The 14,425-nt window shown below is 55.3% G+C and carries 4 protein-coding genes; 3 read left to right on the plus strand and 1 reads right to left on the minus strand.

The window, feature by feature from the left end; genetic code table 11:
- Positions 1-37 precede the first annotated feature (37 nt).
- The 3 genes from ACR0D6_RS17450 to ACR0D6_RS17460 all read left to right on the plus strand — a co-directional run bounded on the left by ACR0D6_RS17450 (position 38) and on the right by ACR0D6_RS17460 (position 9,887).
- Positions 38-2,125, plus strand: a complete 2,088-nt coding sequence (locus ACR0D6_RS17450) for a sulfotransferase (RefSeq protein ID WP_480766442.1) — start codon at positions 38-40, stop codon at positions 2,123-2,125.
- A gap of 237 nt (positions 2,126-2,362) precedes the next feature.
- On the plus strand, positions 2,363-8,269 hold the full coding sequence (locus ACR0D6_RS17455; protein ID WP_480766443.1) for a hypothetical protein: 5,907 nt from the start codon (positions 2,363-2,365) through the stop codon (positions 8,267-8,269).
- Between the two features lie 442 nt (positions 8,270-8,711).
- On the plus strand, positions 8,712-9,887 hold the full coding sequence (locus ACR0D6_RS17460; protein WP_480766444.1) for a glycosyltransferase family protein: 1,176 nt from the start codon (positions 8,712-8,714) through the stop codon (positions 9,885-9,887).
- Between the two features lie 207 nt (positions 9,888-10,094).
- Here the strand turns inward: ACR0D6_RS17460 and ACR0D6_RS17465 are convergent, their stop codons facing one another.
- The gene (locus ACR0D6_RS17465; protein WP_480766445.1) at positions 10,095-14,348 is read right to left on the minus strand and encodes a hypothetical protein; all 4,254 of its coding nucleotides are present in this window, start codon (positions 14,346-14,348) and stop codon (positions 10,095-10,097) included.
- Positions 14,349-14,425: the final 77 nt, after the last annotated feature.

The raw sequence follows: 14,425 nt of genomic DNA on the forward strand, positions 1-14,425 counted from the left end.
GTCCCGCCTGTCTTCTCTGGCTAATAAAGGAATGCCGATGACCAGCCAGCAACAGATTTCGGTGCAGGATGCGTTTGATCAGGCAATGACGCATTATCAAGGCGGGCAACTGCAACACGCCGCTTCACTGTTGTCGCGTATAGTGCAGGCCGTACCGGAACATGCTGCAGCCCATCAAATGATCGGTCTTATAGCCTTCCAAGCCGGACAGTTCGAACCAGCAATACGCGCCATGAGCGAGGCTGTCAGATTGCAGCCGGACAACGCGAATTTCCTGACCAATTTCACCGAAATTCTTCGTAGCGCCGGCAATCTGGAACAGGCTGTTGAAATCGGTCATCGGGCCGTTCGTCTTGCACCCGGCAGCGCGGCTGCACACTCAAATTTGGGTCTGGCCTGTTATGACCAGGGGAACCTCGCTGACGCAGAAGCGTCGCAGGAAAGAGCGCTGGCGCTCGATCCCGAATTCGACCGGGCGATCAACAACCTTGGAAGTATCGCACGCGATAACGATGATCGCGAAAAGGCGGTGATGCTGTACCGAAAAGCGCTCAGAATTAATCCGCGCTCCAACGAAACAGCCAACAACCTTGTTTCCGTTCTGATTGAGGCCGAAAAAATCGCCGAGGCCCGCGCCGTGGCGGAAAAGCATCTGGAACGTGCCCCGCAGGATGCCGAGTTGCATCGGAATCTGGGCCGTATCTTCCTGCTCGAGCCGGATTTGGACAAAGCCGAGAAGTCTTTTCGAAATGCGATCGCATTGAACGGGCAGAACGCAGAAAGCTATGTGGGATTGTCACAGGTTCTTTATGAAAAGAACCACCCCGGCCTTGCCCTGGTCGAGGCCAAGCAAGCGCTTCGTCTTGATGCGGAAAGCGCCACCGCCTTTCATCAGATGGCGATGGCACAGGCTCATCTAGGTGACACTGAATCCGCGATAACCTGCTATCTGAAAGCCTTGGAATTGAAACCTGACATGACAGCCAGCAGGCTGGCATTGGGTCATCTGGAAATGGAACAGGGCGATTTTGAAAAGGCCCGGCAACATTTTGAAGCGGCTTCCGACGCGGCCGATGACAAACTGGGCGCGTTGCTTTCGCTGGCAAGACTGGAAAAAATGACCGCTGACAGCCCCGTGTTTCAGGCGATGGAAGCAGCGATGCCGCAAGCGGCAGAGATGTTGCCACACAAGGCCACCGCCTATCACTACGCGATGGGTGAGAGCTATGAAAAGCTGGGACGATTTGACGAGGCGTTCGAGCAATTTCAGCTGGGCGCCCGGGTAAAACGGTCTTTGATTGAGTACGATCCCGCCGAAAACGATCAACTGACGGGCGCGTTGATAGAATGCTTTGATCAGAACATGATCGATCGTCTACGCGGCTGTGCGGTTCAAAGCGACCGGCCGATTTTTGTCGTTGGGATGCCACGGTCGGGGACCACGTTGACCGAATCTATCCTGAATTCGCATCCGGAAGTTTTTGGAGCCGGAGAGCTGAACGATCTGCAGAACCTGTTTGGCAGAATGGGCGACGGCCTAACGAATGTACCTCTGGCACTTCGGTCGCTGTCGGACGACAAGCTCAGGCAACGCGCAGAAGACTATGTCGAGGTGTTGACGCAATTCGCCCCGGACATCCCGCATGTCGTCGATAAAATGCCTGCCAACTTTCAACTCGTTGGGTTGATTCATGCGATCATGCCAAACGCAAAGATCATCCACATCTCCCGCGACCCGCTGGATACATGCCTGTCATGTTACACACGTCTGTTTGAACGCAGTCAGTTACATAGCTACGATCAGGTTGAACTGGGCCGCTTCTACAACAATTACGTTCGCATCATGAAGCACTGGCGCACGCTGCTGCCAGAAGGTTCATTCCACAGCATTCAGTATGAGGCGCTGATCGACGATTTCGAGGTCGTCGCGCGGGGTTTGATCGATTTCTGCGGATTGCACTGGGACAATGCTTGTCTGGAATTCCACAAGAGCAAACGCCGGGTTCGTACCGCCAGCGTTCAGCAGGTTCGCCGACCGCTCTATTCCTCCTCGAAGGCAAAGTGGAGGAAATACGAGCGTCACCTGGGCCCGCTGATCGAAACAATCGCGGACACCCGTATTTAGCTCTGACCCAGATTTTGACGTGGCAGACGGCTTGGCACCTGCCCTAAACGTACCCGATGAAATCCTCGGATCTGTTTGTATTTCCCTCAAGATATCAAAATGATACGCGATCGTAGGTATTTGCGGCGATCCATTGTGAGTATCTGGTGAAGACTCTTTGAGTTCGCCACAATTCCGCCGGGATTTATTTTTAGGCCAATTATAGAAAAATCAAAAAAGACCTTTTGGGGGACTTCGGTGAATACAGGTGGATTGCGGCGGTCCGTGCAGATGCACGTGGCCAAGGGTGGACGAGTTGTCAAATGGAAAGGTCAGATTGCAAGCATAGCGCCTTCGGTATTCCTTGCCTCGGCCGTGATCTCAACAGCGCCAGTTGGCGTGGCACAAGCAGAGGTCATAGACACGCTACGAACCACGCCCCAGAACTTTACAAATGACGAAGACATCAGCATCACGCCAACAGGCGCGGTAAACGTTTCCTCGACCTCGGCAACCGCTGTCACATTGGACACGGCTTATTCCAGCGCATTGACCAACGACGGCACTGTCTCTGCAACGGGCAGTTCGCAGGCAGTCGGATTGCAGCTGAATGACCAATTGCAGCCCACTGGTCAAATCGCCAACAACGGCGCAATCAGTGCCTCCGTAATCGGCGGTACGGGCAATGTCACTGCCCGGGGCCTCCTGATTGATGCGGATGCTAACGGGGCGTTTTCGAATACGGGAACCGTGTCGGCCAGCGCATCCGCAATTGCTGACAATGCAGTCGCAACTGGCGTCCGTTTTGAGAATGGCGTTGAGTCCACAGGATCCGTGTTGAATGCCGGGACAGTCTCGGCTGTGGCAGCAGCTGGGTCGTCGAATGCATCGGCGACGGCGCTGCTGTTTGGAGATGACGTAGACACCAACATCCGGAACACCGGAACCCTCAGCGCAACGACAACGGGCGGGGCTGCTGTTTCGGTGGTCGGTGTCAATGTCGATGGGACACTGAACGGCAACTTAGTCAATTCTGATGCGATCAACGCACGGACCAGTTCCGGGGCGGACACAGCGCAGGCCGTTGGTGTCAAGGTCGCCGACGGCGTGGCGGGCAATGTCACGAACGCAGGAAACATCACTGTAGAGGCGCTTAACAGCCAAACGAACTCAGACGCCGAGGGGGTTCGCGTTGACAATGGCCTGCAAGGGAATGTGGCCAATACAGGGTCAATGACTGTTGTGGCCTCGGGCTCTTCGGCTGCGGATGCCGATGGCTACTATATCAGTGGCGGCCTTACCGGGAATTTTCAGAATTCCGGCAGCATTTCGATCGATGCGCAGGGCGGCAGCGATGACGTGCGTGCCGATGCCTTTTTTGTCAGCGGTGGAATGACGGGTGACATTACCAATTCCAGCACTGTCACGGTCAATGCATTGGGGTCTTCGTCGGTTAATGCGGACGCGTTTTATGTCAGCAGTGGCCTGACAGGCAGCTTCGTGAATTCCGGCAGCATCACCGTAAAGGCCGAAAGTGGTTTCAGCGAAGCGGATGCGGACGCGTTTTACGTCAGCAGTGGCATGACCGGCGATATTACCAACAATTCAACAGTCACCGTCGAAGCCGTTAGCACGTCAAGAGCAAGCGCAGATGCGTTCAGTGTCTCAAGCGGGCTCGATGGCAACTACTCGAACACAGGTACGGTGTCGGTTGACGCTAGCGGATTGAGCCAAGCCTCTGCATCGGCGTTGCACGTGGCTGGTGGCATGGATGGAAACATCTCGAACTCAGGCACTGTCACCGTGTCCGCCTCGGGGATTACGACGGCTAACGCAGATGGCTTCGATGTAAGCGGCGGTCTGACGGGGAATGTCAGAAACACCGGTACAATTTCCGTCAACGCAACGGGCTCGAACGAAGTTCGGGTCAACGGGATCGATATTGCCGGAGGGTTGACTGGGCACGTTTTCAACAGCGGCACCATTACGGCCGAAGCCAATGCCAGTGGTTCCAGCGGGCGCGCGAATGGCATCGATATCACAAGCGGTATGACCGGCAACATCACCAATTCAGGCAGTATCATCGCCAACGCACGTGCGGGATCAAATACGGCAAACGCCGCAGGTGTACGCGTCGGAAGTGGTCTGACCGGGAATTTCCTGAACTCTGGCAGCATCTCGCTCGATGTGCAGGGCGGCATCGACAACACGGATGCAAAGGCTTTCTATGTCAGCGGTGGAATGACAGGCGACATTACCAATACCAGCACGGTCGCGGTCAATGCCTTGGGGTCTACAACGGTCGATGCGGACGCGTTTTATGTCAGCAGTGGCCTGACAGGCAGCTTCGTGAATTCCGGCACCGTTACGGTAAAAGCCGAAAGTGATTTCAGCGAAGCGGATGCTGATGCCTTTTATGTCAGCAGCGGCATGACCGGTGACATTACCAACAACGGAACATTCACTGTCGAAGCTGTCAGCACCGTGCGGGCAGAAGCCGATGCTTTCGACGTTTCCAGCGGGTTTGACGGGAACTTCACAAATTCCGGAACAGTTTCGGTTACCGCGAATGGTGGGTCCACCCGCGCCTCTGCGTCTGCATTGCACGTCGCAGGTGGCATGGACGGAAATCTGACGAATTCAGGCACGGTCACAGTGTCAGCAACAGGATCCACGTCAGTACGCGCGGACGGTTTTGATGTCAGCAGCGGTCTGACGGGGACTGTTACGAACAGCGGTTCGATTGTCGTCAACGCCTCTGGTTCTGACGAAGTTTCGGTCAATGGTGTCGACATTGCGGGTGGTCTGATCGGACATCTCAATAATCTCGGCGCCATCACGGTCAAAGCCGATGCCAGCGGCTCCAGCGCGCGCGCCAGCGGTGTGGATATTACCAGTGGCGTGACGGGCAACATCCGCAATTCAGGCAGTGTCACGGCCGTCGCGCATGCAGGATCGGAATCGGCAGACGCCGCCGGATTGCGTATCGGCGGGGGCCTTGACGGGAATATCACCAACACGGGCATTATCCGTGCTGAATCCGTCGTGTCATCGTCGGACGCTTTCGCCTTTGGTCTGGTGTCTTACGGTGACATCACCGGGAACATCACAAACGGCGGCACGGTTTCTGTGTCAGCCAAAGGTGCGGATACGGCAACGGCTGCGGGCTTTCGCGTCAACGGTAACCTGACGGGCGCATTCTCAAACTCCGGCAACATATCTGTTGCAGCCACAGCATCGGACTCCAACCACGAGGACGTCATGGTGATGGGTCTGGATGTCACGGGCCATGTGCAGGGCGGGTTCAGCAATGCCGGCACCCTGTCGGTGAAGGCCACCGGAGAGAACAAGCAAGCCTATGCCTATGGTCTGTACGCCCAGGACGGCGTGACGGGCGATGTGCAGAACAGCGGCCTCATCCGCAGCGAGGTTGACAGTGCCACCTCGGCCGACGTCTACGGCATCCGGATTGACAATGGGCTGGACGGCGCGTTTTCAAACACCGGAACGATCCAGATTGTCGGACATACTGACGAGGATGATCTGGATGCCTATGGTGTCGCCATTCGTGACGGCGTCAGCCAAGACGTCAGCAACAGCGGCCTCATCACGTTGCAAGCAACAGCCGAAGAATCCGCCGAGGCGATCGGGCTGAGGCTGTCCGGTGAGGTTGATGCAAACGTCATAAACTCCGGCACGATTGCGATCGTGACTCAAAGCGAAGATGAAGATGCGCTTGGCTATGGTATTTCGGTCGTTTCGGGTCTGGAAGGGAACATCGTCAATTCGGGCGCGATCTCGGTTCAGGGTATTGGCGCGACCGAAGCCACCGTGGCCGGCGTCTACGTCAACCGGGAATGGACCGGAGCGCTGAGCAATTCCGGATCCATTCAGGCAGTGGCGGATGCAGGCGAAAAGCAAGCCGTGGCCTATGGCCTTCTGACCAGAAATGGCGAGGTTGTCGCTGATATCGACAATTCCGGATCCTTAAACGTTCTGGCCAATTCTGACGATGAATTCGCCAACGCCTATGGGGTTTACTTCGAGAACGGACAAGCCACCAGCAGCGTAAGCAACGCCGGTTCGATAATGGTTAATGCCAACGCGGACCAGGAGGCGATAGCGGCAGCGATTTACGCAGACAACGGGTTGACCGGTGACTTCCTGAACCAGGGTACGATTTCCGTTGGGGCCAATTCAGCCGACAATTTTGCCGAGGCCTATGGTCTGTATGTCGGCGCTGATGGCAGTGATGGTGATTTCAATGGCGACATCGTTAATGCAGGCTCTGTTTCGGTGTCAGCTGCGGCCCGTGAAGAAGCCGAAGCAACTGCGTTCAATATCGATGAGCGGCACGATGGCAGCTTCTCGAATTCAGGTAGGGTGACCGCGCAGGCCACATCACAGGAAACCGAGGCCGAAGCTTTTGGGCTTTATGCCGGAAACGGGGTCAGCGGCGATATCGACAATAGCGGTACGATCTCGGTTCAGGCCGAAGGTCACAGTGCCTATGTGGGTGGCGTCTATATCCGAAACGGCCTTGATGGTGGGTTGAACAACTCGGGCACGATCACCGCGCAAGCCGTCTCGCAGACGGAGGATTCCAGGGCGCGTGGTATCTACGTGCGCGGCGGGACCATCGGCACCGTTCAGAACAAAGGCGGCATCACAGCCATTGCCCAAGGGGCAGAAAGCGCGCGAGCTCAGGCCGTTCTGCTTTACGATACGATGTCCGGCAATGTGATCAACTCGGGTACTGTGATGGCGGATGCCACCCTGGTCAACGCAACTGACAATGCCGATGGCATGGCTGCAGGGTTCTATATCGAGGATATGCAGGGCAATTTTGCCAACAGCGGTGTCATTCGAGCGACCGCTGCAGGTGGAGACAAGGTCAACGCCTACGGCCTGTATTTCGAGAACTTTGATGGAGAAATCACAGCGGTTGGTGATATTTCTGCAGCTTCCGAGACCGGCGATGCCTATGCGATCTATCTGGGAACCGGCACTGGGACCTTGAATGTGAATACCACAGACGAGGTCGGTGGTCTGATCCGTGTTCAGGATCACAACGTCAATCTGGACGCTGTTGGCGGCAGCAACGTATTCAGGTTCGAAGACGCCGCTGCGGGTTCTGGAGTGTTCACCACAACGGTATCGGATGGGCGGTCCGGCTGGTTCGTGCAGGACGAAGGCGGTGCCGCCCCGATCTATGCCAGTGTTGATTCCGCTGAACTTCTGAACTCAGCCGATGTGACGGCGTTTTATGGCAGCGTGATCAATGGATCTACGAGCGTGCTGAGCTACGGCGGACAGGCTCAGGTCACGCGAAATGCCACTACCGGGCGCGTCTCGGGCGTCAGCTTCGGCCCCTTCCGTCCGTATGTGACTGTCGATGCCGCGGCCCGCCAGTTCGAGAACGTGCCCGGAGTCGACACTGACGTCACGGTGTTTGACGGCAGCGTGGGAGTTTCCGGACAGCTGGACAATGGTCTGGCACTGGCGCTGGGGTTGGGTGTTTTCCGCTCGAACGGTGACACCGACACCACCGATTTCGACACGGATGGTGTGTATCTGGACGCCTCGGTCGGTCGTCAGATCGGATCGTTTACGGTCGAGGCCGGGCTGGGCTATGGCTGGTTGTCGACCGAGCGGTCGCGCGAAATCACCGGCAGTACCGATGCAAATGCCGACTACGACAGCAATCTTTTAACGGCTTATCTGGGGGTCGAACGATCCTTTGATACCAGCGATGCGTTTGGGTTGCTTGGCTTTGGCGAGGTGCGTTATACCCGTCAGGACGATGATGATTATACCGAAACCGGCTCGTCCGCTAACGCGACGATTCAGGACAGCACGACCGAAGTCATCGAAGCCCGGCTGGGTGTCGAGGCTGATTGGTCGCTAAGTAGTGGTGGTGCCCTGCTGGGTCAGTTGTCGGGTGTCCTCCGGCGCAGTCTGGGCGATACCGATGCATCCGTGACGGTGTTTTCAACAACCCAGAACCTTTCGTTCCCGTCCACGGATTTCACCGGGGCCAGTGTACTGGTCGGGTATGAGCACGAGTTCGTTCCCAACATGTTGTTCGAAGTCAATGCCGAACAGGAGTTCGGCAGCGACGCACAAGGGCCATATTTTCAGGCCGGGCTGAGGTGGACGTTCTGACCAGAATGATACAACTGCAAACCTGTTGTTCGTGAAAGTCAGACGTTCACTTTGGCAATAGTGCCATCCCGGGTGGGATTGTGTCGGTATACCGAAAGCCGGGATGGCTCCGGTTGCCGACCACCCTCCTCTGGGATCGCCAAACAGGCAGAACAAGCATGGGCGCTTTCCGGCCTACCAAACTACAGATAGACGTCTTCGTTGCTTGAACTTTCAAATCTAGCGCCTGACTGGGTAAACTGGCGAATACCGACAAGTGCCTTTCCAACTGTCACGCGCCTTATTTGACGTTAAGAACTGTGGCAAAGTCGATCTGGCTACAAAACCAGAAGCAAAATTCAACTGTCGTCACTCGGGAATCAAGCTAGTAATCTCGCCGCTACGAATCGTAGATTCAAGAATTCCATCTGGTAAATCCAGGCCATAGAATAAGGCAAAATCGTTGAAAACAATCTACATTGTAACCCCTGTGTTTAACGGTGTTGAGTTAATCGACCGCTGCATCATGCACGTAGTGATGCAGTCCGGGCCTTTCCGCATTCGGTACCACGTTCAGGATGGTGGATCGACCGATGGCACAATCCAAAAACTGGAAGCGTGGAAACAAAGACTCGCAACAAATTCCCTTCCGATTTTCTGTGAAGCTATAGACTTCTCATTTACATCCGAGCCTGATGGATCAATGTACGAGGCAGTGACCAAGGGGTTCGAACACCTGTCAGAAGCGCCAGACGACGCCTTTTTGACGTGGATTAACTTTGATGACTTGTTGTTACCTGGCGCATGCGCACTGGCGGCGTCGTTGGATCAAGAGCTCAGCTCTAGTGAAGTTTCCTGGTTCACAGGAATACACAATCACACGGATGAAGCGGGCCGCCCAACCAGATTTTCTTCCCCTCCTCTTCCGCAAGACCTAATTGCATGCGGCGCCGCGGACACGATGTTGATGACAACAATTCAACAAGAGGGAACATTCTTTCGCAAATGGCTTTGGGATGCGATCGATAAGAATGAAGCTTTTTCCGGTTTGAAGCTTGCGGGCGACTGGAACCTTTGGCGCTTGATGGCGCAACATGCACCCCTTCACCAACTGCTAGGAATTATGACAGGGCGCTATTCTAAACGGGAAGGGCAGCTTTCGAACAACCTTGAGGCCTATCTTTCGGAGGTTGATAGGATCTGTTCGAAAGCAGATCGAATTTCCGGTTTCGAATCCCGCTTGAAACTCGGAAACATCTCTACACCCAGCATCTGGCTGGACCGGCAAGCAAACAAGTTCAAACTGGTAAAACGCGCCGTATCCCAGGCTGACCTCTTGTCGGTTGCTGTCAAACAAGTTCCCGAGTTGGAGAACTGTCTTGAGCAGGATCGAGTTTCACAGGACAAAACGCAGAAAACTCCGGAAAAGACTGAATCGGATAAATCGCCTGAGCAAGTCAAGGATGCGTTGAGGCGGTTACAGCAATTCGAACTATTCAGCCCAAACAGGATACGAAAGTTGGCAGCGGGTGCTCCTCCGGACGAGTTGGATTGGCGGAAATCATTTCTTAAGGCACCCCACAAAATATCCAAATGGAGCGCCATCCGCAGGGCACAAAAACGATTACGGCAGACCTGAATTGAATTTGTCTGCTGTCGCCGAATGATCCGTGCGCAGCGACTTTAAACACCACGGCTTTGAACTTTCGGATACTTGCCATGATCGCAGGACACATATGCCCGGCGCGTCGCTAGCTATGGCCGTTCTATATCCAAATAATACCGCGATCTAATTGGCAATGCCGTCCGCTGCGCCGCTTGAAAATGCGGCGCAGCGGTTCTTAGTTCAGAATGACCAGTTCAAACCGGCGCGCAGGTAGGGCCCCTGAGCGTCGTCTCCGATTTCCTGCTCGGCGGTGGCTTCGAACCGCATGCCCTGCAGAAGGTCTTTTTCATACCCCAGCACAACGCTGGCGCCGGTAAAGTCCGTGGACGCGAATGTCAGCGTCTCCGTTGACGAAAACAGGCTGACCGCGGTGCTGTTGTCACCCAGCCCCCTGCGCAGGACGCCACTCAACTGGCCCGAGATGATACCTCCGCGACCCAGATCTTTGTAGAATTCTGCGCCGAGCCGGGCTTCGATCACTTCAGTTGTGGTCGATCCTACAGTCGCATTGGTGGCGGAACCGGTTTCTGTATATTCGTCGTCCTTCTGGCGTGTGTACCGGACTTCGCCAAGACCCAGCAGCCCGAAATTGTCGCTGACATCAAATTCCCGTTCAACACCGATGTGAGCGGTCAACAACTTACTGTCATAGTCGGCATTTGCGTCTGTGCTGCCTATGATCTGACGCGACCGATCCGTTGACAACCATCCGTAACCCAATCCGGCCTCAAGCGTATAGGCGCCAATCTGACGTCCGATCGCGGTGTCCAGATAGAAACCTGTGGTGTCAAAATCCGTGGTGTTGGTCTCGCCATCGGCAGTGAAAACACCCAAGCCAAAAGCAAGTGACAGGCCATTGTCCAGTTGGCCGGACAGCCCTGCACTGCCGTTGAACAGTGAGATGTCAGTTTCATTGCCCGGTACGTTTTCAAACTCACGATATTGGGCGTCGATCATCGCGTAGGGCCGGAACCCGCCTAATAGGGCATTATCCTGCCGGAACGAGAAACCGCGCGAGACCTGCGGCAGCTGGTCGTATCTCAAGGCTTGATCGGCGCTGCCCACAACATCTCCAAAAAACGCGGTGACATCGCCGGAAATTCCAAGATCACCGCCATCCACGGTCGCATAGACAGGTGCCGATCCGCCCTCATCCTGAACAAACCAGGCGGATCTGCCGTCAGAAACCCGTGTCGTGAAAACGCCTGTGCCCGGCGCTGCATCTTCAAAGTAGAAGACGTTGCTGCCACCCTGCGCATCCAGGTTTACGTTATGGTCCTGTACCCGGATCAGACCAGTCACCCGATCCATTGTGTCCACGTTCAGAGTGCCTGAGCCCGTGCCAAGGAAGATTGCATAGGCCTTGCCGCCGTCGGATGTAGCCGAGATCCGTTCGACGTTTGAAATAACGCCGTCAAAATTTTCGAAATACAGCCCGTAAGCCGTGGCAGATGCGCCGCCAGTTGTCGTTGCGGTGATGGTGCCCGTATTCGAAAACGTGCCCTGCATGTCCTCGACCCAGACGCCTGCCGCGAGGGCTTCGGCGTTATTGGTACCATTCACGATGTTCGCGGTCGCATTGATCGTACCAGTGTTCACAACAGACGCGCTTACGTTGTCGTACAGCAGTATGCCTTGCGCCCTCATATCTTCGGCCCCACGGGCCAGAACTGAAATGCTGCCGCTGTTTGTAACACTCCCGGCTGTATCTCCGCGAACGTAGATACCGCGTGCGGTGGCATCATCTTTCTGGGAAATACTCACAGTGTCGATTACACCGGAATTGGTCAGGTTTCCTTCAAACCCGTGGCGAACATAGAGGCCGCTGGCATAGGCCGAGCCGGTGTTTCCTTCGGCGCGAACCGTGATGCTGCCGCTGTTGGTGAAGTCTCCTTTCACTGAGGCATCCGGATCACTGGAATCTTCGTTGCGCACATAGAACCCGAATGCCGCGGCTTCGTCACTTGTGCTCGTACTTGTCACATTTATCGTGCCAGAGTTGGCCAAGTTCCCAACAATGCCATCGAGCACCTCGAAACCTGCAGCAAAGGCACTTTCGCCACCTGTTGCAGCGGCAGTGATCGATCCACTGTTGGAAACATTCCCTTCCATCCTGTCCCCGACAGTCAGGCCGGACGCATATGCGTCTTCGGTGACAGAGCTTGCAGCCGCGTTGATCGAACCAGAGTTCTGAAAATTCCCTTCAAAATCGTCAACGATGTTCAGTCCCGCAGCGGAGGCGTCAGAATTACCCCTCGCGTTAACAGCGATGGTACCGCTATTGGTGGCGTCGCCGTGCAGATCATTAACGATAAACAGGCCAAAAGCTTCGGCGCTGCCGCTGTCAGAACCGGTGCCTACCGTCAACGCGCCAGAGTTGGTAAAGTTCCCAACCAGGTCATCGCGCAGGAAGATACCCGATGCACTTGCATCATTGACATTCTGTGCACTGACAGAAATCGATCCCGCGTTTGCAATATTGCCAGTTGCGACTTCTTCAAAATAGGCACCCACTACGTCCGGAGTGACAGCAAACGGCGGGCTTGGGGGACGCGGTGGGCGCGGTCCTGCTGCCTGCGTAGTCACCGAATTCACCGAAATCGTACCGGTATTGGTAAAGTTCCCGGTAAACTCATCATCCACATGGTAACCACGCGCATCTGCAGTGGACACCCCAGTCGAACTTACAGAAACTGTGCCGGAGTTGCTGATGTCTCCGGTTACGTCACCATCAAGGTAGAAGGCGATAGCCTCAGCTTCATAGCTGGTAGACGAAGCCTGCACTGAGACTGTGCCACTGTTCGTTATGTTGCCATCAAGATCCGAGTCCACATTAAGGCCATAAGCCTCAGCCGAATCCGATCCGGCCTGCGCCATCACGGTTATCGCACCGCTATTGTTGAAGTCTCCGGAGAGGTCGCTGTCAATATAGAAGCCATATGCGCTTGCTTCGCTTCCAGCGACGCCAGATACATAAATGACACCGCTGTTTGTTACGTTGCCATTAAGATCAGAGTCCACATAGAGACCATAAGCTTCAGCCGAATCCGATCCGGCCTCAGCCACAGCCGTCAATGTACCACTGTTGTTGAAGTTGCCGGAAATGTCGCTGTCAACGTAGATGCCAAGGGCGCTGGCTTCACTTGCAGCAACACCTGACACCGACAAAACCCCGCTGTTAGTTATGTTGCCCGTTATGCCATCATCAACATAAAGGCCGAATGCCTCGACACTTTGCGATCCGGTGCTGGTTCCACGAATGTTGATTGTGCCGGTGTTCGTAAAGTTTCCGTTGAGTTCGCCGGACAGGTAAAAACCCGAGGCGCTGACCTGGGTCGAAGCCTGCCCATCTACACGGATGGTTCCGCTGTTCGAAATGTGCCCGTTGGTGTCACCTTCGATATAAACAGCGGCCGAATCCACGCTGCCGGACGAGGCAGAAGCGTTGGCGGTGATTGTTCCCGAGTTGTCAAAATTCCCGGTCAGATCGTCTTCCAGATGAAAGGCCCAGGCCGTCGCTGTTGTGCGGGCAGAGGCGTTGACAGATACTGTCCCGCTGTTGTTGACGTTGCCGGTCATGTCGCGGACAACGCGGACACCGATCGCTTCGGCAAAGCTGCCGTTATCAGTCGCGGTTGCCGAAATGGTACCCGAGTTGTTCAGATTGGCGTTCAGATTGGCGTCCACCAAGATGCCGATTGCATCAAGGGTAGAAGCATTTGATGCAGTCGCCGAGATAGTTCCGCTGTTTTCTATTGCCGTCTCGACGTCATTCACAAACTCAAAGCCGACCGCCAATGCAGAGCTTGATCCTGCCGCGCTTGCGGCGGCCGCGATTGTGCCGGAATTTGAAATGGTTGCGGTTGCCTCAGCACCTCCAACAAAAACCGCGCCCAACGCGCTCGCTTGGTTACTTGATGTAGAATTCGCATTTACAGAGACAGTCCCCGTATTCAAAAACGAGCCGCCGTAGTCGCCCAGAAAAAGAAAACCAAGGGCGTCTGCCCCGGTGCTGCCGTTCGCCGTGACGTTGATGTCTCCGTTGTTTATGATTGCCCCGGATGCTTCGAGGTTTCCGTTCAGAACGACGCCAATCCCGAATGGAAGGCCGGGCGTTGGGGCCGAAATAGTGCCATTGTTGGTGGCAGTGCTCGAGTAATTGGTGATGATCTCGACCGCTACGGGGCTGCCGGTGGTCAGGTTGATTGCTCCGGTTGCCGTAATCGTTGTGTCGACATCAACTGGGACGATGGCCTGATTACCCTGTGGGCTGTTAATCACCTGAGCCTGGGCAGCACCAGCTGTCAGGGCGATAACCGAGACTGAGGCAAGGAAAAGCGATGGGGCGACACTCGCCACGCGACCCTTCCATTTCACCAAACGACCCCCTCGCGCCACACGTTCATGGGCGCGCTCTGCTACGCAGTTCTTCATTCTCCGAAAACCCCCTCGGAAATTTATGATTTGTTAACTATTGTTGCACTGGCTGGCTAAAATCAAAGCTGGGCACA

Source organism: Ruegeria sp. BJ6, from assembly GCF_056537885.1.

What these genes read in the sequence shown, in the direction of transcription:
- ACR0D6_RS17450 (WP_480766442.1), top strand. Translation starts at nt 38, where the DNA reads ATGACCAGCCAGCAACAGATTTCGGTGCAGGATGCGTTTGATCAGGCA.
- ACR0D6_RS17465 (WP_480766445.1), bottom strand. Translation starts at nt 14,348, where the DNA reads ATGAAGAACTGCGTAGCAGAGCGCGCCCATGAACGTGTGGCGCGAGGG.